Source organism: Mucilaginibacter terrigena (assembly GCF_004168255.1).
Classification (GTDB): domain Bacteria; phylum Bacteroidota; class Bacteroidia; order Sphingobacteriales; family Sphingobacteriaceae; genus Mucilaginibacter; species Mucilaginibacter terrigena.
On sequence record NZ_SEWG01000002.1, the window covers coordinates 560,712 to 582,603 of the forward strand.

Here is a 21,892-nt window from a genome sequence, read left to right on the forward strand (position 1 = left end):
GTGGCTAAGTTTTTGTATGAAGTACTTCAATAAATATCTAACATCATGAGCAAGCTATCATTAAAAACAACTATCGACATGAAGGCCCCTGCCGCCGAAGTTTGGAAAGGCCTTACCGACCCCGAAATTGTTAAACAATATTTTTTTGGCACAAATGTACAGTCGGACTGGAAAACGGGCAGCCCGATAACATTCGATGGCGAATGGGAAGGCAAATCCTATCAGGACAAGGGTACCATATTAGAAATAACGCCCGGCGAATACGTAAAATACAGCTATTGGAGCAGCATGAGCGGCACTGAAGATAAACCCGAAAACTACAATAATGTAAGTTACCGCGTAACCGAAAAGGATGGCGGATCTACACTCGAAGTAACCCAGGATGGTATTAAAGATGAGGCTTCGAAAGAACACTCTGAAAAAAACTGGCAAACGGTGTTTGGCGGTTTAAAAAAGATACTGGAGAAATAGCCGTCTTTTAACTTACATTTATAAACAGTAATAACCATATGGATAACGAAATTATTAACCTGCCCATGTTTTATGTGGCGGGTTTAGCCGTACGAACGATCAATAAAGACGGGCAAGCCGGCCGGGATGTTGGCGGCCTGTGGCAAAAATTTACCGAAGGCAATATGGCCGAAAAGCTGGAGGAAAAAGAGGGCAACGAGGTGTATTGCGTTTATACCGATTACGAAAGCGATCATAACGATTACTACACCGCTATTTTAGGCTGCAAGGTAAGCTCAATAGAGTACCTGCCCGAAGGTTTTACAGGTAAAGCTATTCCCGCGGGTAAATACAAGGTGTTTACCCCCGTAGGGAAATTTCCCGAAAGTATCGGGGCTACCTGGCAGCATATCTGGCAATCGGACATCCAAAGAACCTACACGGCTGATTTTGACCGCTATGAAATGACCGGTAAGGCTTTTGAGGACATTAAATCTAAGGTTTATGTAGCGGTATATTGATCGCCCCCTTTGTCATGCTGAACGTAGTGAAGCATCTATTCGCTGACAATTTACCTGTCAAACGTCATTCTTTGTCCGCTTTGTCCGCTCATTAATTGCCCGTTTTCATATACCAAATTACCCGATACAAGGGTGCTTATCACCTTAGCTTTAAATGTATTGCCTTCAAATGGCGACCAGCCGCATTTGTACAGAATGTTACCCTTATTTACCTGCCACGGGCTGTTCAGGTTAACCAGTGCCAGGTCGGCCCAGTAGCCTTCGCGGATAAACCCGCGTTTTTCTATCTGGAATATGGTTGCCACATTGTGCGCCATTTTTTCGGCTATTTGCTCCAGCGTTATCTTGCCATGATGGTAAAGTTCCAGCATTGCAGGCAGGGCATGCTGTACCAATGGGCCGCCGCTTGGGGCCTGCAGGTAGGGTTGTGTCTTTTCTTCAAGGGTGTGCGGGGCATGGTCGGTGGCTATAACATCTATGCGCCCGTCCAGTACGGCTTTTAATATCTCGTCGCGGTCAGCTTCGGTTTTAACCGCAGGGTTCCATTTGATGAAGTTGCCTTTTGTTTCATAATCGGCATCGGTAAACCACAAGTGATGGATGCAGGCTTCGGCGGTTATGCGCTTATCAGCCAGCGGGATCTCATTGCTGAACAAGTGCGTTTCTTTAGCTGTGGAGATATGCAATATATGCAGGCGGGTGTTGTGTTTTTTGGCCAGTTCTACCGCCATTGACGACGACAGGTAGCAGGCTTCTTCGCTGCGAATTTTGGGGTGCAGCCTTACGGGAATGTTATCGCCAAGCAATTGCCTGTAGTGCGCCAGGTTGCTTTTAATGGTTGCTTCGTCCTCGCAATGGGTGGCTATCAGCATGGGCGATTGGGCAAACAGGTTTTCGAGCGTATTAGGGTTATCTACCAGCATATTCCCGGTTGATGAGCCCATAAAAACCTTAATGCCGCAAACGTTTTTGGCATCGGTGCGCAAAACCTCGTCCAGGTTATCGTTTGATGCACCCATAAAAAACGAGTAGTTAGCCGGCGAGTTTTGCGCTGCTATATCGTATTTATCCTGCAGTAACTGCTGGGTTAAAGCGTTGGGCACGGTGTTGGGCATCTCCATAAACGAGGTAATACCACCAGCAACCGCCCCGTGCGATTCGGTATAAATATTACCCTTATGCGTAAGTCCCGGCTCGCGAAAATGCACCTGGTCGTCAATACAACCGGGTAAAAGGTGCAAGCCTTCGGCGTTTATTTCCTTATCGGCCTTAACATCAATGCTGCCCGCTATTTTTTCAATAAAGCCGTGTTTTATGAGCAGGTCGGCTTGTGTTTGTTTCCCTTCGTTTACAATGGTCGCGTTTTTAATAAGGATACTTGCCATAGGGGTAAAGGTAATATTTTCGTTTTTATGTTAGCGTATATATCCTAATAGCATTAAAAATGTATTTAAAAGAAATTGTTGCAAACTTCATTATTTGATTTATCTTTATGTAATTTATCTGTTACAATTTTAAACCTATGTAAATCTGCATCTTATGAACGTTAAACACCTTATTTTACTCGTTATGATAACGGGTATAATGGCGGGCTGTAAAAAAGAAACAACCACCAAACCAAAGCCGACCGACACCACCAAAACCGAAGTAAAGGTAAAAGATACCATTTACCTGGTAAGCAAGGTTACAACCAACTACCTGCTTACACCTTCGCCGTTAACTATTACCGACAGGTTCACCTATAACGATTCCCGGCAGCTGATAAGGCACAGCGTTCAATATAAAAACAACACCAGTGATTATGTAACAAATTACAACCTGGTTTATACTGATGGTAAAGTTACTGAAGTAACCCGGACCGGCGGAAAAGTTTACAACTGGAATAAGATACAATATACCTATGTGGGAAGTGAAATTAAAGTGCTTTTGAAATACGCTGACAGTGACCAGAACGTTACCATAACCCTTGATGCCGACGGAAACCCTAAAAAATTAGAGGGTAACGGGCAATTTTACCTGTTTAAATACGATGTGGCCGGCAACATAAAAAACCGGAGCCAGTACGATAGTGCAAACCCTGCACATGCTAATATGACAATAGATTATACCTACGATAAAAAACATAGTCCGTTTTTGGCGCTGCGCAATAATACATATGCCATGTACAATATATTTGGTGATATAAATACCTTTATGAACAACCGCGTCACCAATAATGTGCTGGAAGTATACGCCCAGGAATATAACAAAGCGGGATACCCTACAAAAACAACCGTAGTGCACAGTTCGGTAGCGGTGCGGGTATTAAATTATGTTTATACCAAAGTAATTGTAGATAAACCATAAACTAAACCTTAACTGATTAAAAAGAAAAGAGCGTTGATGTTTGTCAACGCTCTTTTTTTATGAATAATGGTTTAAGCACCGTGTTATTTGCCGCCGAAATAATAGTTAATACCGAAATTAAAGTTATTGTTTAGGCTCGCGTTTAAAAAGCTGCCGTGGCTTAAATAGTTATACTGGTAGCTTACATTGCCAAAGCCCATGTTTAAGCCAACCTTTGGCGTAGGGAAGAAAACCACGTTAGGGCCGGCGTAAGCGGCGAAGTGGCCGTCGGTAAAGTTATTGGCAATGTGCGACGAACTGATGCCCATTTGCGGATAAATGCCAAACTTCTCGGTTATCATGCAGTAGTAGCGCAGGTTAATAGCCAGGCCAATAATATCGGTATGGTACTTACTGGTATAGCTGTAGTTTTTTGTAGGATCGGTGCTCGAATAAAAGTTTGATACCTCGGTGCCAGATACCCTTGAGTAGCCCGGCTGTATGCCAATAGCCCATTTATCGCTCAAAAAGAAACCAAACTCGGGGCTGATGTTAAAGCTTACAATGTCCTTATTAAAGTATTGGGTAACACCGGTATCAAAGTTATAATTTTGTACGGTGCCATCTTCATCATAACTAAAAGTGAAGGCGCCACCCAGGTATTTGTGGCCTTTGCCGGTTTGCGCGGAAGCCGCTGCTGAAACAAAAAGTACCGCGAATGTGATAAGTAAAAGTTTTTTCATGTGTTGTATTAATTGTGGGCGAAGATAACGTTTGGCACTTATACGCAGAAAATGTTTGGGTTGATACAGTTTGTTTGGACAAAAGATAAAGGACGAACGACAAAAGACCGAAATTTGTTGTTGTATGCCTGCCGAACCGTCTTCATCTTTTATCCTTCCGTCGTTCATCCTTTGTCCATAAATCCTTGCTCTAAATAGAAAACCTTATCTTTGCGGCTATGGCTGTAACTTTTGAAGATTTTAAATTTAACCGGCAGATATTGAATGCTATTGCCGATGCCGGTTACACCGAAGCTACGCCTATCCAGCAAAAGGCTATCCCGCCGATAATGAACGGGCAGGATGTAATGGGCATTGCGCAAACCGGCACGGGTAAAACCGCGGCTTATGTGCTTCCTATATTAATGAAGCTTAAATACGCGCAGGGCGATAACCCCCGCGCGCTTATTGTATCGCCAACCCGCGAGTTGGCCATGCAGATAGAAGAGAACATCAGGGCTTTCGCCGCTAACACCGATTTGCGCGTTGTGGTGCTTTATGGGGGCATAGGCCCAAAAACACAGATAGAGAACCTTAAAAAAGGTGTTGATATTATTGTTGCAACCCCCGGTCGTTTTTTAGATACTTATATAGCGGGGCACATCGTTACCAAAACCATTAATACATTGGTGCTGGATGAGGCCGATAAGATGATGGATATGGGCTTTATGCCGCAAATAAACCGCATTTTAGAAGTAGTGCCTGTAAAACGCCAGAACTTGCTTTTTTCGGCTACCATGTCTGATAAGATCCAGGAGCTTTCGCATAATTTTCTGGAGTTCCCTACCGTGATAGAGGTTACCCCGCAGGCAACTACTGCCGAAACGGTTGACCAGCAGTTGTACCACGTACCCAATGTTAAAACCAAAATAAACCTGCTTAAAACCCTGCTTGATAAGGAAGGCGACATAAAAAAGCTGATGATATTTTGCAAAACCCGTGTAGCTGCCGAAGACGTTTACAAATTTTTGCTACGCAAGTTTGGCGAAAAGGAAGTAAAGGTGCTGCATGCCAACAAAGGGCAAAATACACGTATCAACTCCATCAATTCGTTTAAGAACGATGAGGTGAAGATATTGGTGGCTACGGATGTGGCCTCGCGCGGTATCGATGTGAGCGATGTAAGCCACGTAATAAACTTTGATGTGCCCGTGGTAATTGAAGATTATGTGCACCGTATTGGCCGTACAGGCAGGGCATATAATTCGGGTGTGGCCATAACCTTTGCCGTACCTTCAGAGGAATACTACATCAATAAAATTCAGAAGCTTATTCGCCAAACCATCCCGGTACATAATATCCCTGATGGTGTTTTTATTGAAGAAACCCCTTACGAGGAACGGCAGGACCAGGCACGCGAGATAGACCTGCAAAAGCGTAAGGAGGACCCTGAGTTTAAAGGGGCTTTCCACGAAAAGAAATCGCTTGCGCAGATCAAGAAATTTGAAGCTGCCAAAGCAAAAAAACAACCCAACAGCGCTAACAAGAAACCAGCTAAAACCTATGGCGGAGCAAAACGATCTGCAAAAAAGAAACGATACTAACCCGGTAAAATTCAGGGTAAGTCCTTTAAACTTTGCCACGGCGGCCTTTTTTATACTGGCCGGCTACATATTTATAAACGGCGCCAAAATTACCGGCAGCCCGTACGAGCACTGGAGCGGCACTATTGCCTGGATCTTTATCCTGTTTGGGGTAGTTGTGTCATTGCTGGATATAATTTTCCGTAATTTCTTCTCCGAAACCAAAAAACTATGGATTGTAGAGCTAAGCTTTATAACTTTGGTGCTCATTATATTTTTCCTTGTTAAATAGTGGCAAGGGCAGATATGCAGATAATAAAGCACTATCCCGATACAATCGGGACAATAAATCACTAATTAGAAACATGAAGACTGCTGAAATAAAGCTTACCATCCAACTCGACGATAATAGTATCCCTGAAAACATCCTGTGGGAATCAACCGATTCTAAAAACAAAGAGGCGCTGCCCGTGCAGGCCATGATGCTGTCGCTTTGGGATAAAAACTACCAAAATACGCTTAAAATTGACCTTTGGACAAAGGATATGCCCGTTGACGAGATGAAACGGTTTTTTTACGAAACCCTGCAAACCATGGGCGATACCTTTTTGCGTGCCACCGGCGAAAAAAATATCGTAGAAGACCTGCGCGATTATTGCGCCCACTTTGCTGATAAAATGGAAATAAAAAAACAATAACCAACCTATGCGCCCCGCGTCACTTATCACTTTATTAGGGTTTATTATACTTATCGCAGCAACTTTTTGCCCAATGCTGCGCCCGTTTCATTTATTTAACATGAACGTTTATAAGCTAAACCAGCCTTATGGTATGGTTATTATGCTGGTTGGCGTTATTGGCATATTGTGCACGGTATTAAACCAGGGCAAAGTAACCCGCATTGCCGCATGGGCATCCCTTATATTAGTGGTGTTGCTATACGTCGCCGCTTTTCTTAAAGTAAAAGCCAGCTTTAGCTTTATCCCCTTTAAAGGCATCAACGGTTTCCTTACCAGGCAAATTGCTTTTAAATGGGGCTGGTATGTATTATTTGCAGGGCCGGTGCTTTCGGTAATAGGAGTATCAGCTTCAAAAAAGCGCGTTTATAACCAGGGTAATTAGTTGTTCACCACTTATTTGTTTATTACTCATAATTATTTTTGGTGCAAATATTTTTAAACATATTTGTAACACATTAAACTACATCGTATTCTATGTTTAAGCTTACTTTTCGCAATCAGGTATTAGCAGGGTTTGCTATATCTATATTGCTTGTATTAATTGTTGGTATACTTTCTTTTAAAAGTATAAAACAGTTAGAGGATGATACCGTTTGGGTAAACCATACCCAAAAAGTTATTAAAACCACCAACAATTTACTGCAATTACTTATTGATGGCGAAACCGGCATGCGGGGCTATGGAGCTACTGCCAATAAAACCTTCCTTGACCCTTATAATGAGGCGGTTCCGCGCATAACCGAAAACCTGAGCCAGCTTACCGAACTTGTTGCCGATAACCCCGCCCAAATTCAAAGGGTAGATTCGCTGAAGATGATCGTTAACCGCCAGCTGGTTATCCTGAAAACAAACATCGAAACACGGGAGGCAAAAGGGCTCGATTACATGGTGGCCAACCACATGTTCTTTAAAGGCAAGGGCAATATGGATAGCATACGCGATATCAATAGCCGCGTAGTTGAAACCGAAAATAAATTACTGGCCGAGCGTAAGTCCGCTTCAGATAAAGCATCGGCACAGGCAATAGCTGTTATTGCTGTTGGCTGCGGTATATTCCTGTTGATAGTAATCATCATGTTCTTTTACATACAGGCAACTTTTGCCCGCCAAAAACGGGTCGAGGAAGAAGTAAGGGTAGCAAATATTGAGCTGGAGAGGGTGCTTGCCGAGAACGAATCTAAAAACTGGCTGCTTACCGGCAGCGGCACCCTTAACGAGAAAATGCAGGGCCAGCAAAGCGAAAAAGAACTTTCGGGCAATATATTATCAGAGGTTAGCAAATACGCAAATGCCCTAACGGGTACCATGTACCTGTTCAACGAGGGCGAAGAAAAGCTCGACCTGTACGCCTCATACGCTTTTAGCGATCCGGGGGCTTTAAAACAATCCATCCGCATATCCGAAGGCTGGATAGGGCAGGCCGCCAGCGATGAAAAATCGGCCATTGTTAAGGGTAAGCTAAACAATAAGCTGATATTAGGCTCATCACTTTTAGAGGACGAACTGGTTGAAACCTTTATCGTGCCTTTCTTTTTTGATAAGAAGTTAAAAGGCGTTATCGAGCTTGGTTTCCGTAACCAGGTCCCTGAGCATGTTAAAGAGTATATACTGCTTATAGCAAATGATATTGGCATAGCGGTTAATACCTCGCAGGCGCGAACCATTATGCACGATCTGTTCGAGGAAACCCAGCAGCAGGCCGAAGAACTGGAAGCACAGCAGGAAGAGATGCGTGTTACTAACGAGGAACTGATGAACAAAACAGAAATGTTGCAGGCATCAGAAGAAGAACTACGTGTACAGCAGGAAGAACTGCGCACCATTAACGCCGAACTGGAAGAAAAAGCCAGCCTGCTGGAAGAGAAGAACCAGGCCATTGAAGAGGCGCGCCGGTCCATCAGTATAAAAGCTAACGAACTGGAAACCACCGGCAGGTATAAATCAGAGTTTTTGGCTAACATGAGCCACGAACTGCGCACGCCGCTGAACAGTATATTGGTACTGGCCCGTATCTTAAAAGATAATAAGCCGCTAAACCTGTCAGAAGACCAGATAAAATATGCCAGTGTAATATTTAACGCCGGTAACGACCTGCTTACCCTGATAAACGATATCCTCGACTTGTCGAAGATCGAATCGGGCAAGCTGGATATGCAGAACGAGGATACCCGCATTTCTGATATCCTTAGCGATATGCAATCCCTGTTTGCCGAGGTTGCCAGCAATAAAAAAATAACTTATACCACCAGTTTAACAGGCGTGCCGGCCACCATTTATACCGATAAGGTAAGGGTTGAGCAGGTGCTTAAAAACCTGTTATCAAACGCGTTTAAGTTTACGCCCGAGAGCGGTACAATAGCCATAAACGCCGTTGCAGGCCCGCGCGAAAATACGGTAAGCTTTAAAATAAAGGATTCGGGAATTGGTATCCCGGCCGATAAGCAGAAGATCATATTCGAGGCGTTTCAGCAAGCCGATGGGTCAACCAGCCGTAAGTATGGTGGTACCGGCCTGGGGCTTTCTATCAGCCGCGAACTGGCATCATTACTGGGTGGTAATATCACCCTTAGCAGCGAGCCGGGTAATGGAAGCGAGTTTGTACTCACGCTGCCGTTTGAAGCCAAACATGTTGAGCCGCAGGAAGACAGCCTGCCTACAATTGAAAATTATAAGCCAACTACCTTCCTTGATACCGTAGTTAAAAAATCTGCCGACCCTAACTACGAGCCTTTTGTGGTTATTGTTGAGGACGATAAAAACTTCGCCAACATCCTGCAGGATTACTCGCGCGACCACGGCTTTAAATCGGTAGTGATAAACGAGGGTACAAATGCCGTCGAGATCATTAAAGAGCAGCAGCCCGATGCTGTTATACTGGATATTATGCTGCCCGGTAAAGATGGCTGGCAGATCTTGAAAGAGCTGAAGCTTGACGAGGCAACGCTTCATATACCGGTACATTTAATGTCGGCAGGCGAAGCCGCGGCAAACCGTGTGCGTAAAGAGGGGGCTATCAGCTTCCTTAAAAAACCGGTGAACACCGAAACGCTTGATAAACTGTTTGGCGATATTATGGCCAACAGCGGTACTAAATTTACGCAGATACTACTGGTTGAAGACCATAAGGCGCAAAGCCAGGCGCTTAAGGACCTGATGCAAAGCCAGGGTATAACGGTTGACCAGGCATTTGACGGCGAATCGGCCTTCAGGATGCTGTACGAGAACGAATACCAATGCGTGATACTCGATCTTAACCTGCCGGATATATCAGGCCTCGATCTGTTAGATAAGATCAAAGAGGTTGATAAATTTATCTCGCTGCCGGTTATCATCAATACCGCTATGGAGCTTGATAAAACATCGGTTAACAGGCTTATGCAATACGCCAATGCTATGGTGGTAAAAACCAGCAAATCGTCTGACAGGCTGATAGATGAGGTAAACCTGTTCCTGAACAAAATAAGCGAATCGGGCGCGCAGGCAACCGGTACTCCCGGCAAAATCAAAACCACCACCAAGGGAAAGGATACCATAAAAGGTAAAAAAGTGCTTGTTGTTGATGATGATATGCGTAACATATTTGCGCTAAGCAGCGCCCTTGAAAGTTATGACCTTAACGTGGTAATTGCCAACGATGGCGAAGAAGCCATTGCCAAATTGGAAGAGATAACCGACATTGATATTGTGCTGATGGATATTATGATGCCAAAAATGGATGGTTACGAAGCCACAAGGCATATCCGTAAGCAAAACAAATGGGCAAAGCTTCCTGTTATAGCGTTAACCGCAAAGGCCATGAAGGACGACCGCGAAAAATGCATAGCTGCCGGTGCTAATGATTACATTACAAAACCGGTTGATATGGATAGGTTGATATCCTTAATGCAGTTGTGGCTGGATAGCTAACATATGAAGGGAACGGGAACTAAAGACGCGATTACAGGCACAGAGCTGAACGAACTGATAGATATTGTAAAAAAGATCCACGGGTTTGATTTTAGTGATTATACAGAAGCATCGTTTAAGCGAAGGCTTAGCCGTATCATGATGCTTAAGAAGCTGGAATTTTACGACCTGAAGCACATACTGGTTAACGACCCCGGCTTTTTCCAGGAGTTTTTAGAAGAAATTACGGTTAACGTTACCGAGATGTTTCGCGACCCGGCCTTTTATAAAGCGCTGCGCAGCCAGGTCGTGCCTTACCTGTCTACCTATCAGCATATTAAAGTGTGGTGTGCGGGCTGTTCCTCGGGCGAGGAGGTGTATTCGCTGGCCATTTTGCTGAACGAGGAAAAACTAAGTAAAAAATCTTTCATTTACGGTACCGATATCAATACAGGTGTTTTGAACGAGGCCCGCAAAGGCATTTACAGCCTGCGCAAAATAAAAAGCTACGCCGAAAATTATTTATTTACCGGCTTGCCAGGTTCACTTACCGACCATTTTACCATGATGTACGATGCCGCCGCCATACACAGCGAGCTAAAGCAAAACACCTTATTTTCGGTACATAACCTGATATCCGATACCGGTTTTAACGAGTTTCAGATGATAAGCTGCCGTAACGTATTCATCTACTTTGAAACCGAGCTGCAATACAAAATACTCGATCTTTTTTACAGGAGCCTGTGCCCGCTTGGGTACCTTTGCTTAGGTAATAAAGAAACCATCCGGTCAGAGGCCTTTCGCAAAAAATTCAAGGTTATCAATCAAAAGGAAAACATATACCAAAAAATTGGCTCTTGATGATGAAATAAAAAAGCGCTGGGCGCAATCCCGCATACTGCTTTTGGGCGGTTCGGCGGGGGCGTTCAAACTGCTGTTCAGGCTGGTGAAAATACTGCCTGTAAACCTCAACAAAACGGTTATCATCGTTATCCACCGAAAAAAAAACTTTTTTAGCGAAATTGAAAAACTGTTTGCCGAGAATAGCCGTATGTTGCTACAGGAAATTAGCGACAAAGAGCCAATAAAGGGTAATACGATATACATTGCCCCGGCAAATTATCATACGTTGGTTGAAAATGAGGGCTTTTTTAGCCTTGATGTATCTGATGCTGTCTGGTACTCAAAACCATCGATAGATGTAACTTTTGAGAGTGTTGCCGAAGTTTACAAAGGGCAGGTTACCGCCGTTTTGTTCTCAGGCGCTAACCAGGACGGTGCAGAAGGTTTGTTAAAATTGCGCCAAAAAGGGGCGTTAACCATTGCCCAGTATCCGGGCGATGCTGAAATGGCCGAAATGCCGCAGGCTGCAATTGATATGCACGCCGCCGAATACATTTTACGAACAACAGAGATTTTTGAGCTACTTGAACTATAACTTACCCCTACACAATTTATCATACTTAAATGACACCTGTAAATATCCTTATTGTTGATGATAGGGAAGAGAACATTATAGCGCTTGAAGCGCTTTTGAGCCGAAACGATATACGTTTATTTACAACTACATCGCCAAACGATGCGTTGAAAATAGCCTGGGAAAACCCCATTGCTATAGCGCTTGTTGATGTTCAGATGCCCGGTATGGATGGGTTTGAACTGGTACAGATGCTAAAATCTAACCCGCGCACAAAAGATATAATGGTAATATTTGTTACCGCTATATCAAAAGAAACCAAATACGCTGTTAAGGGCTTTGGCGCCGGCGCGGTAGATTATCTTTACAAACCGCTTGACCCTTACATTACATCGGCCAAAGTTGATGCTTTTATACAGCTTGCCCGCTCGCGCGACGAGATCAGGCAAAAGAATGATGAATTACAGGATTTTTCGATAGTGGTAAAAAACAGCGCTGACATTATATGCGCTGTTGATGCCGATACCCTGCGCATCAGATCTGTTAACCCCGCGGTTGAGGCCATTTTAGGCTATAAGCAGACCGAGGTGTTAGGCAAAAGCATTATTGACCTGGCCATTGATGCCGACCGCGATGTGTTCAGAAAAAAGCTGGGCGAGATCATTAAGGATAATAAAAGCTTTTCGGTATCCGAGTTTCAGTTCAACACCTTTGATAAGCACGTTATCTGGGTAGAATGCCGTGCATCGTACCGCAACAAAACCATCTTTATCAACATCAGCGATAGCTCCCCTCAAAAAAGCTACCAGCTGCAGCTTATTAAATCAAAAGAAGCGGCAGAGTATGGTAAAAAAGTAAAGGAAACCTTTTTAGCCAACATGAGCCACGAGCTGCGCACGCCGGTTAACGGCATTATAGGCCTTAGTAATTTACTGCGCAAAACACCGCTTAACGATCAGCAGAACGGTTTGCTGGATATGCTGGAAACATCGTCCCGCTCGTTGTTAGGCGTAATAAACGATGTGCTTGACATATCCAAGATAGAAGCCGGAAAGTTTAGTATTGTGCGTGCACCTAACAACCTTAAAGCCATAGTTAATTCGGTTGCCGGTTTATTGAAATTTAATGCCGACGAAAAAAATATTGAGTTTATTGTAGAGATCGATAACGATGTGCCCGATACACTGATGGTAGACTCGTTGCGGTTGAACCAGATACTGATGAACCTGCTGAGCAACGCCATTAAGTTTACCGATAGGGGATATGTTAAGCTTACTGTATCGGTGTTGCAAAAACTAAATGATAAGGTTAAGCTTAAATTTAGTGTGGAAGATACCGGCATTGGCATCCCCACAGACCGTTTATCAAAAATATTTGAATCGTTTGAACAAGCCGAAGACGATACCACTAATAAATACGGCGGTACCGGGCTGGGGCTTACAATTGTTAAAAAATTGATAGAACTAAAGGGAGGTGACCTTACCGTAAGCAGTAAACCGGGCCAGGGTAGCGTGTTTAATTTCACCAATTGGTTTAACACCGCAAACGCACCCGCTACTGAAAAAACACCTAAACCGGATAAAAAACTCGCCCCGTTTGTAAACACCCGTGTTTTAGTTGCCGAGGATAATATGATAAACCAGTTTATGGTATCAAAGATCCTGAAGGACTGGAATGTGGAGGTAGAGATAGCAGATAGCGGTTATAAGGCCATTGACAAACTGAAGGAAGATACTTACGACCTGGTGCTGATGGATACCCATATGCCGGGTTTAAATGGTTACCAGGCTGCCCGTATTATCCGCATGGAGCTGGAAGAGCCTATGCGCAGTGTGCCCATCATATCCCTTTCTGCATCGGCATTTGAGCACGAACAACTGGAAGCCATTGCCGCAGGCATGAACGATGTTTTGTCGAAACCGTTTGAAGCGCATGAACTGCATGCTAAAATGACTAAGCTGTTGAAAGGCAGCGCTATTAAAAAGCCAGTTTAGTTTGGCCGGTGCCCATAACACGGGCTTCGTGCTCTAACAGCCACTGTTTGCGCCAAAGGCCGCCCGCGTAACCGGTTAGGCTGCCATTGCTGCCAATTACACGGTGGCAGGGCACAATTATCCATAAATTATTTTTCCCGTTGGATGCCGCAATTGCGCGGATAGCCAGCGGGTTTTTCATTTTGTTTGACTGCTGCCCGTAGGTAATGGTGGTACCGTAAGGGATCTTGAGCAGCTCCTGCCACACCTGCTGCTGAAAAGCCGAGCCCGGCTGGTTTAGCGGCAGGTCAAATTCCTTTCTTTCGCCGGCAAAGTATTCGTCAAGCTGTTTTATGGCCTCGTTCAGTAAAGGCGAATCGGTAGCGGTTTCTTCCAGTTCCTCATCGCGGATAGATACTTTGGTAATGTGCGTATCATCAGCAGTAATGAGGGCTATGCCAACGGGTGTGCGGTGATAAACTTCGTACATGGTTACTGTTGTGCCTTAGTAAGCGACTTTAAATAAACCTTGCTCATTTTACCCCCGATAAATTTCGACGGTAAAAAATTCATGAATACGTTGCCTATGCGGTTAAGCAAACCCGGTACATAGCTGTATTTACGGGTAATAAGCGCGTGGATGCCTTCTTTTGCCGCTACGCTAACGGGCATCAGCCAGCCTTTAAGTTCGTTAAATTTGCTGTTATCGGTCATTTCGGTAGCAATACCGCCCGGCGCAAAAACGGTGATGGAGAATGCAGGGTTGGTAAGCTCGTTGTGCAGGGCATTACCAAAAGCGGTTATAAAAGCCTTTGTTGCCGAGTATGCCGCCTGGTAAGGCACCGGGAAAAACCCCGCCATGCTTGATACCAGCATCAAGCCGCCTTCGGTGCCGGGCTCATCAAAATATTTTACAAGGCTGTTGGTCATGCGTACCACGCCTATAACATTTGTTTTAAGGATGCTTTCAAAATTATCCCAGGCCAGTTCGGTATGCCTGCCAAAATAGGTTACGCCGGCGTTTAAAATTGCCGCGTATAAGTTATTGCCCGCAATGCTTTCGGCAATTACACGGTCGGCTTCCTCGGGGATGGACAGATCGGCAACAATAACCTTTACCTGTATACCTGCGTATTTTTCCAGTTCGGCCTTCAGCTGGTTAAGGTTATCGGCGCGGCGGGCGGCAATAATAAGGTTGGCTTTATGCAGGTGCGCCAGTTGCCGGGCCATTTCCTGCCCAAGGCCGCTTGACGCGCCGGTTACCAATACCCATTTATTATTAAGCTGCAGGTGTTTCATGTCGCTAAGTTATTCTTTTAGTCCGAAAGTCGGAAAAGTCAGTCTTTCGGACTTTACCGATTCCCTGACTTTCGGACTTTTTTCCCTTACTTTGCAGCATGAAACTTTTGGGGCAAACTATAGAGCTTTTAAAAAAGGAGATCATCCTGGAGTGGCGCTCAAAATACGCCTTCAATGGTATCCTGCTGTATATTGTGTCCACCGTTTTTGTTTGCTACATATCCTTTAACTTAAACCCCGGTTTTAAGGGAAGCAGCGGATATGGTATTGTATGGAACATCCTGTTTTGGATAATTATGCTTTTTGCATCGGTAAATGCCATTGCCAAAAGCTTTTTACAGGAGAATAAGGCGCGCCTGCTGTATTATTATTCCATTGCCCATCCGCAGGCCATCATCCTCTCAAAAACCATTTACAACGCCTTATTAATGGCTTTGCTAAGCATACTTGCATTGTTGGTTTATATATTATTTTTCCCAAACAACGTTCAGGACCTGCTTTTTTATTTTATTACCGTTATGCTGGGCAGTATCAGTTTTTCAACGGTGTTTACCATGCTATCGGGCATAGCATCAAAGGCGGGCAATAACGGTACGCTGATGGCCATACTAAGTTTCCCTGTGATAATCCCGGTGATACTGCTGCTGGTTAAAGTAAGCAAAGCCGCAATGGATGGTATCGACCCAAGCCTTAGCTTTGGTAACATTGGTGTGCTGGTGGCAATAAATGTTATAGTAATTGCGTCATCTTTAATACTTTTCCCATACCTGTGGCGCGACTAATGCTTTCATCATCTCCATACAAAATTATTGTGCACCGCTGGTGCCTGTTGCTTGTGTGCCTGGGCGTGGGTTTTACGGTAAAGGCGCAAACGGTTATCAGCGGCAAGGTAATTAGTTCGGCATCAAAAGAAGGGGTGCCGAAAGCCAGCGTATTTTTAAACAATGCCACTTTTGGCACCGCCACCAATGATGATGGAACGTTTAGCTTACGCGGGGTAAAGCCCGGCCAGTATGACCTTATCGTATCAACAATTGGGTATGAAGAATACACGCAGAAGGTACAGGTGGGGCAGGGGCCAATAAACCTTGAAATAGCCATTACGCCAAAGGTGATGATGATGCGCGAAGTGGTAATAACCAGCAACGCCGATTGGAAAAGGAATTTTGAGCAGTTTAAAAAGGATTTTATCGGCCAAACCGATAATGCTAAATATTGTAAGGTAGAAAACCCGCGCATTCTTAACCTGTCTTTTATCCGCAAAACGCAAACCTTAGAGGCATCTGCCGATGAGTTTTTGGTGGTTAATAACGATGCACTGGGCTACCGGGTAAAGTTTTTGCTAAAAGAGTTTTCCAGCAACAACATTACACGCACAATTAATTACGCGGGCCGTGTACTTTTCGAAGAGTTGCCCGGCACCGGGGCGCAAAAAAAGAAATGGAAGCTAAAACGCGATGAAGCATATTATGGCTCGTCGCAGCATTTTTACCGGGCGTTGCAAAAAAACCGCCTGTCGCAGGAGGGGTTTGTAATGTACGATTTTAGCCGCGCCTTAGACCCCAACCGCCCGCCCGAAGCGCTGATACAAAAAAAGCTGAAAGAGTTCAGGATGATCAACCGCGATTCGATAAGTTACTGGCTTGCCAAAGAGAACATGCCCAAATGGTACCGGGAGCATTTAACCAAGCCACCGCTAACCGCTTACCAGGTAATACGTAAACCACCGCAGGAAGGGCTTTTTGTATTAACTTTTCCTAATTACCTGTACGTAGTTTACAACAAAAAACACGAGACCGAAGACTTTAAAGACCTGTACCGGCCGCTGGATATGGAGAACTTTGAAACCAGTGTAATAACCCTTTTAGGGCCTGTAGTGGTGTTTGATATGAACGGCACAGTTGTAGCCGAAAGCCCGTTGTACGAAGGTACGTGGTCAAAAGCCAAGCTGGCCAACCTGCTGCCGGTTGATTACGAGCCATCGGAATTGACGGGGAATTAGACCTTTTCGGGCTTGTTATGCTTATCAGCCAATGAAGGGCTACCCATGATAAATATTATCATCCAATTTAGTTTTCAATTTCTAATTTCTCCTCGTAGGTTAGGCCTAACTCTTCGGCGGCTTTATCTAAATTGGGTCGAAGTGTAAAAAAGTAAACTACCATTACTGCGGCTATCCCTAAGAAAAAGTAATTGCCGGTTAACAGAAAACTTACAATACTAAATAACGAAGCGCCTTCTATAAGCGCGAACTTTACAATAAGCGCCGACATATACCCGGCCATTTTTTCGGTTAGCGTTTGTTTATTTACGGCCGCTGCAATAACTTGTTTATAAACCAGGTTCCCTACAGCAAAAGCCACAACACATAAAACAGCGGCTATAATGATGAATTGATTGTCATTTGCAGGCCCTGCCGCGGATTGTTTCCCTAAAAATAAAACAACACCTGCAAACAAACACTGCCCTGCAAGCAAGGCAAGGTGGATTGTTTTAGCCATTTTAAACGCCTGCTTTGGTTCTAATTTTACTGATCTGTAGTTGGAGTTCATAAGGTTTGGTAATATGTATGCAGTTTAAACATTTTACCATGTAAATGCAAGCTGTTAAAACCATTGCCTTTCCGACCACTCCAACCCATCGGGAAGTTCCGCATTACTAAACTCGATATGTATAACCTTGCGGGGCTTGTTATTAGTGGTGCGGTTTGATGCGTGGAGCAGCAGCGGCCTCATGACCATTACCCCGCCTGCTTTTACGCTGCAGGTATGCTCTGTTTCTGTTTGCCAGTCTATAGTTTCGGGGCGATAAATATCTTTAAGGTGTGAGCCGGGTACTACTTTTAATGCGCCGTTACCCTCATCAGTATCATCCAGGTGGATGCGGATAGTGAAGTTATTTTGCAGAATCTCCAAAGGCGGCTGCACGGCAAACTGGTTTTGTTTTACCGTCCACGGGCCGTAACCGGGCAGGTCGATCTTCTTATCAACTGATATGGTGAGGTCCTGGTGCCAGGCTACAAACCAGTTCGATGCTTCGGGTTTATCAAAGTAGATAGATTTTACAACGAAATAATCATCACCGAATAAGTCGGCGATGATTGCCTTTAGCTTCGCATTAAATACGATGTTATTTACCGCCGGCACTTCCTTAAGAAACTGCCTGATAGCGAACAGGTCGGTAGTTTTGCGGAATGTGCTTTTATCGGTATTGGCTTTATTTATTTCGGTAAGGATGGCTTTAATTTCCGCAGAAGTGTAAACGCTTTCGATGGTTGTAAAGCCATTTACCGCGATGGTGTTTTTTTGATGGGTTATGGTGTCCATTTGTGTAAAGAAACGAAAAAAGGACTAAAGCAATTGCTTTGTGGCATAGGTTTGTGGTTTTATTAATGTCAGTCCGCTCAATTGCCGCGGAGGGCTGTTACTTTGTCTTGATACAAAGTAACCAAAAATCAAGTCAGCAAAAATGCTTCTTTGCCGCACAAGGCCCGCCCCGCAAATCGCTCAGAACCACGGGCTGGAAATCTTTTGCCCGCCCGCGCAATTCCCCACGCTTCTGCAAAAGTTTCCTATACCCTCACCCCCGCAACAAGGCCACCATCGTTCTTCCCGATTTCGGACGAAGCTGTTCTGCTGACGTCGGAGAAAAGAAATCCTACAATCCAGACAAATTAAAAAAGTCATTGCGAGGAGCGATAGCGACGTGGCAATCCCCGATAGACTTGTCTGCGGCTTTGTAGGTAGAAGATTGTAACGGATAGCATTGGCCGCAAGTAACGCTCAATTTCAGTTGGCAGTTTACAGTAAAACAAAAAAGCCACGAAGTATTGCTTTGTGGCTTTTGTACATCTTAACGTAATACTACTTCTTTTTTTTAATCGTTGCCCTTGGTTTACCGGCAACTTTGACCGTTTCGGGTTTAATTTCTTTATTCCTTCGCAGTATCGACATAAAGAAACCGATGATCATGATGATGGTACCGGCCCACAGGAAGTTGATGTACGGAAACTCGATAGCTTTCATTACGATGAATTTCTTCTTGCTTTCGGGCTGCTGGTAAACGGTTATCTCTACCTTGCCATCGGCCATGGTTTTGCCGGGGATTATTTTGGTAAAGCGCAGTTTTAAACCCGCATCCTCTATTTTTTTACCAAAATCGAAAACGCTGCGGCCCTTTATCATGTACACCGGCTCGGTTTGGTAGGTTTTACCATGGGTAATAACTTCCAGCTGCGCGCCAACAGCAATATCTTTATCGGTAAGCGGGATGTTCTGCAGTTTGGCGTTCTTGTTTAAGCTTTTTAATACAATTACACCGTCGCGGTAGCTTATGGTATCGCCAATAGCAACTTCATGCGCTACAGGGGCGTCGTAATTTTTATCGTCACCCTCTTCGCCGTGCGATGCTTCCTCTTCTTTTGGCGCTGTGCTTATTACGTTGGTCATGGTAATATGCGTGTACAGGTCATGGAACAGGTAATGCTTGGTATCGGGTGTTGATGACATGCCCCCCTGCGCTTGTATAACGTTTGGCCTGAGCGTAAAATTTTCAGTTACTTTACCATCTTTAATGCGCTGGTAATCAATATTAAAGAAATGGCTGGCGCCTTCTATGGTATCGCCTTTAAATGTAACCATATACTCACCCATTTTAAGAGGCTCGTTCTTGTAAAGCAGTATGTTGTCTTTAGGGTTTTCGTCTTTGGCAAAATCGGCGCTGTACTGCTCGCCGGTAAGGTTTTCAGATACTATCTTTTTTGTGCCTGCGGATATCAGCGCGCCAACCAGCAAAAGGCCAAAACCTATGTGCGCAACAGCCGATCCGGCAAGCTTAGCTTTGCCTTTAAATGAATCGGCCAGTATTTTACCGTTACCCACAATGGTGTATACCGAGCACAGCATCACCAGTATAAACACAAAATGCAGTTTATAAAAACCCGTAGCGTAAACAATAAGCCCGGTTATCAGCGCGGCAAAAACAAAGTAGATAAGCGTGGTGATAAAGAAGCGGGTGATATCTGTTTTTTTGTATTTTAGGAACTGGGCAAACCCGCTTAGCAAAGCAACCACCACCGCGAACGATGCCTGGATAACATTGTAATGCTTAACCGGGTCGGTAGGTGGCGCCAGCTTGGTGCCAAACATCAGGTTCCAAACGGGTACCGATGTTACCACAATAAGGTGAAAGCACGATAAGCCCAGGAAAATAGCGCCTACAAACATCCAAAACTCGCGCGAGTAGGTTTCCTCGTCCTTTTTGGTGATAGGCATTTCCTTAAAGCGGCTTATCAACAGGTAAATGGTAATAGCCAGGAATACCAGTATGCCTATAACCAGTTGCCAGAACAGGCCAAGATCGGTAAAGGCATGTACGGATGATTCGCCCAGTACGCCGCTGCGTGCCAGGAACGATGAATACCAAACCAGTACAAATGAAACCAGGGTTAAAAAGGTTGCTGTAAAATAGGAGTGCCCCGTGTTTTTATACACGATCATTACGTGTACGGCGGCAACCAGTATCAGCCACGGGAAGATAGAAGCGTTCTCTACCGGGTCCCACGCCCAAAAGCCGCCAAAGTTTAACGACTCATACGCCCAGAACGAACCCATAACAACACCGGTACCCAGCACCATACACGAGAACAGCGCGTAGGGGATAGCGGGCTGCACCCACTCTTTGTAACGCCTTTTCCAAAGGCCGGCCACCGCGAAGGCAAAGGGCACAACCAATGATGCCGACCCCAGGAACAGGGTGGGCGGGTGGATGATCATCCAATAATTTTGCAGCGAAGGGTTCATGCCCTTGCCGTCTTTTATAAAATCGAGATAGTTTGCATTCTGGAAGATAGGCGCCTCCATACCCGAGTTGCGCAGCAGCATAAACGGCGAACTGCCAATATGCGCGCTGCCTATCTGCAAGCCCAGTATCATGGTGCCCAGCACCACCTGCGATAGGGCAAGCGTTGTCATTACCGGCTTCTCCCACGATTTGGCTTTCCAGATCAGGATGTTACCCAATACGGCCTCCCAAAACATCCATAATAAAAAGCCGCCTTCCTGGCCGTTCCAAAAGCCCGATATCAGGTAGTAAACAGGCAATTCGCGCGAGGTGTACGACCACGCGTAATGGTATTCGAAATAGTGATTGTAAAGTATGTAGAACAGGCAAACGCCCATGCCCAGTATAGCTACAGTATTTAACCAGTAACCTATACGGCCCAAACGCAGCCACGAGTTGTCACTTTCGGGCGTGTTTTCCTGCGTGGCGAAGAAATAACAGATAAAGGAAAAAAGGGCGGAACCAAATGCAAGAACAATAAAAAACTGGCCTAAATCACCCGGTAGCAGGTGTTCGCCTTTGAAAACTATATCCATTAAAAATTTATTATATGCTCGCGCTTTTCTTAGCGCTAACTTCGGTAACGTTCAACTTGTCGTCGGTGTATTTAGACGGGCATTTCATCAGGATCTTGGAAGCATGAAACTCGCTGCCCTTCATCTGGCCGGTAAGTACTATCTGCTCCGAGCGTTCAAAATCCTGGGGTTTTGTACCGCTGAAAACTACCTTGCATTCTTCGCCCTTATTATCCTTCATGTAAAACGAAAAATAATTGGCATCCTTAGTGGCATCGTAAAACAACTCTTTGGTTTTGTTTAAACGCCCAACCACATGCAATTCGCTTTTAGTTGTTTTGGCATCGTTGAACGACCCGTAAGTACTTGTACTTGAATAGGTACTGATGATAACCGCGATAGCGATAGCGATAACAATAATACCTATAATTGAACTTTTCTTCATTAACTGATATTTTCCTGTAAACAGTTTACAAAAATACAAAACGCAAAGCTAAATAAGTTTATTACAAGGGATATATATTATTTAGAATTATTATTGATAAGGGAGGGGTTAGAGATTAGAGATTAGTGATTAGGTGTTAGTAATTAGAGATTAGTGATTAGAGGTTAGTGATTAGG

The 21,892-nt window shown here is 44.6% G+C and carries 21 protein-coding genes; 13 read left to right on the plus strand and 8 right to left on the minus strand.

Annotated elements, in window-relative coordinates; translation table 11 throughout:
- The first annotated feature begins 45 nt into the window (after positions 1-45).
- Together EWM62_RS06325 and EWM62_RS06330 are read left to right on the plus strand one after the other, a co-directional pair.
- Complete coding sequence (locus tag EWM62_RS06325; RefSeq protein ID WP_129875809.1) at positions 46-471, plus strand: SRPBCC family protein; 426 nt, start codon at positions 46-48, stop codon at positions 469-471.
- A gap of 38 nt (positions 472-509) precedes the next feature.
- Positions 510-971, plus strand: a complete 462-nt coding sequence (locus EWM62_RS06330; RefSeq protein ID WP_129875810.1) for a GyrI-like domain-containing protein — start codon at positions 510-512, stop codon at positions 969-971.
- 50 nt (positions 972-1,021) lie between these two features.
- Here the strand turns inward: EWM62_RS06330 and EWM62_RS06335 are convergent, their stop codons facing one another.
- On the minus strand, positions 1,022-2,356 hold the full coding sequence (locus EWM62_RS06335; protein ID WP_129875811.1) for a dihydroorotase: 1,335 nt from the start codon (positions 2,354-2,356) through the stop codon (positions 1,022-1,024).
- Between the two features lie 154 nt (positions 2,357-2,510).
- Here EWM62_RS06335 and EWM62_RS06340 point away from each other — a divergent pair, with 154 nt between their 5' ends.
- Positions 2,511-3,317: a hypothetical protein gene (locus EWM62_RS06340; RefSeq protein WP_162499791.1), complete on the plus strand. Its 807-nt coding sequence runs from the start codon at positions 2,511-2,513 to the stop codon at positions 3,315-3,317.
- Positions 3,318-3,400: 83 nt separating this feature from the next.
- On the opposite strand, the gene EWM62_RS06345 is transcribed toward EWM62_RS06340, so the two are convergent.
- Positions 3,401-4,039: an outer membrane beta-barrel protein gene (locus EWM62_RS06345; protein WP_129875813.1), complete on the minus strand. Its 639-nt coding sequence runs from the start codon at positions 4,037-4,039 to the stop codon at positions 3,401-3,403.
- A gap of 218 nt (positions 4,040-4,257) precedes the next feature.
- Between EWM62_RS06345 and EWM62_RS06350 the strand changes: the two genes are divergently transcribed.
- The 8 genes from EWM62_RS06350 to EWM62_RS06385 all read left to right on the plus strand — a co-directional run bounded on the left by EWM62_RS06350 (position 4,258) and on the right by EWM62_RS06385 (position 13,637).
- Positions 4,258-5,622 (plus strand): DEAD/DEAH box helicase, encoded by a 1,365-nt coding sequence (locus tag EWM62_RS06350; RefSeq protein WP_129875814.1) that lies wholly within the window; start codon positions 4,258-4,260, stop codon positions 5,620-5,622.
- A complete protein-coding gene (locus EWM62_RS06355; protein WP_129875815.1) occupies positions 5,582-5,893 on the plus strand; it encodes a hypothetical protein in 312 nt (103 codons plus the stop codon). Before EWM62_RS06350 ends, EWM62_RS06355 begins: the two co-directional genes overlap by 41 nt.
- 73 nt (positions 5,894-5,966) lie before the next feature.
- Positions 5,967-6,299, plus strand: coding sequence for a gliding motility protein GldC (gene gldC / locus EWM62_RS06360; protein ID WP_129875816.1), 333 nt, complete (start codon positions 5,967-5,969; stop codon positions 6,297-6,299).
- Positions 6,300-6,306: 7 nt separating this feature from the next.
- Complete coding sequence (locus tag EWM62_RS06365; RefSeq protein WP_129875817.1) at positions 6,307-6,723, plus strand: hypothetical protein; 417 nt, start codon at positions 6,307-6,309, stop codon at positions 6,721-6,723.
- A gap of 92 nt (positions 6,724-6,815) precedes the next feature.
- Positions 6,816-10,247, plus strand: coding sequence for a response regulator (locus tag EWM62_RS06370; protein WP_129875818.1), 3,432 nt, complete (start codon positions 6,816-6,818; stop codon positions 10,245-10,247).
- Between the two features lie 3 nt (positions 10,248-10,250).
- A complete protein-coding gene (locus tag EWM62_RS06375) occupies positions 10,251-11,087 on the plus strand; it encodes a CheR family methyltransferase (protein WP_129875819.1) in 837 nt (278 codons plus the stop codon).
- The gene (locus tag EWM62_RS06380; RefSeq protein ID WP_162499792.1) at positions 11,077-11,664 is read left to right on the plus strand and encodes a chemotaxis protein CheB; all 588 of its coding nucleotides are present in this window, start codon (positions 11,077-11,079) and stop codon (positions 11,662-11,664) included. The genes EWM62_RS06375 and EWM62_RS06380 overlap by 11 nt, the downstream gene beginning before the upstream one ends.
- A gap of 29 nt (positions 11,665-11,693) precedes the next feature.
- Positions 11,694-13,637 (plus strand): response regulator, encoded by a 1,944-nt coding sequence (locus EWM62_RS06385; RefSeq protein ID WP_129875821.1) that lies wholly within the window; start codon positions 11,694-11,696, stop codon positions 13,635-13,637.
- Here the strand turns inward: EWM62_RS06385 and EWM62_RS06390 are convergent.
- Both EWM62_RS06390 and EWM62_RS06395 read right to left on the minus strand, forming a co-directional pair.
- Complete coding sequence (locus EWM62_RS06390; protein WP_129875822.1) at positions 13,621-14,106, minus strand: methylated-DNA--[protein]-cysteine S-methyltransferase; 486 nt, start codon at positions 14,104-14,106, stop codon at positions 13,621-13,623. The genes EWM62_RS06385 and EWM62_RS06390 overlap by 17 nt on opposite strands.
- 2 nt (positions 14,107-14,108) lie before the next feature.
- Positions 14,109-14,915, minus strand: coding sequence for an SDR family NAD(P)-dependent oxidoreductase (locus EWM62_RS06395; protein WP_129875823.1), 807 nt, complete (start codon positions 14,913-14,915; stop codon positions 14,109-14,111).
- A 98-nt stretch (positions 14,916-15,013) separates the two neighbouring features.
- Here EWM62_RS06395 and EWM62_RS06400 point away from each other — a divergent pair, with 98 nt between their 5' ends.
- Both EWM62_RS06400 and EWM62_RS06405 read left to right on the plus strand, forming a co-directional pair.
- On the plus strand, positions 15,014-15,697 hold the full coding sequence (locus EWM62_RS06400; protein WP_129875824.1) for a heme exporter protein CcmB: 684 nt from the start codon (positions 15,014-15,016) through the stop codon (positions 15,695-15,697).
- Positions 15,697-16,917: a carboxypeptidase-like regulatory domain-containing protein gene (locus EWM62_RS06405; RefSeq protein WP_162499793.1), complete on the plus strand. Its 1,221-nt coding sequence runs from the start codon at positions 15,697-15,699 to the stop codon at positions 16,915-16,917. Before EWM62_RS06400 ends, EWM62_RS06405 begins: the two co-directional genes overlap by 1 nt.
- A 67-nt stretch (positions 16,918-16,984) precedes the next feature.
- Here EWM62_RS06405 and EWM62_RS06410 read toward each other — a convergent pair whose 3' ends face one another.
- The 4 genes from EWM62_RS06410 to EWM62_RS06425 form a co-directional block, all read right to left on the minus strand.
- Positions 16,985-17,467 carry a hypothetical protein gene (locus tag EWM62_RS06410; RefSeq protein ID WP_129875826.1) on the minus strand — a complete coding sequence of 161 codons (483 nt, stop codon included), beginning with the start codon at positions 17,465-17,467 and terminating at the stop codon, positions 16,985-16,987.
- A gap of 54 nt (positions 17,468-17,521) precedes the next feature.
- Complete coding sequence (locus EWM62_RS06415; protein WP_129875827.1) at positions 17,522-18,241, minus strand: phytanoyl-CoA dioxygenase family protein; 720 nt, start codon at positions 18,239-18,241, stop codon at positions 17,522-17,524.
- A 537-nt stretch (positions 18,242-18,778) separates the two neighbouring features.
- Entirely contained in the window at positions 18,779-21,292 is a 2,514-nt protein-coding gene (gene ccsA / locus EWM62_RS06420) for a cytochrome c biogenesis protein CcsA (protein ID WP_129875828.1), read from the minus strand.
- Between the two features lie 10 nt (positions 21,293-21,302).
- Positions 21,303-21,716: a cytochrome c maturation protein CcmE domain-containing protein gene (locus EWM62_RS06425; RefSeq protein ID WP_129875829.1), complete on the minus strand. Its 414-nt coding sequence runs from the start codon at positions 21,714-21,716 to the stop codon at positions 21,303-21,305.
- Positions 21,717-21,892: the final 176 nt, after the last annotated feature.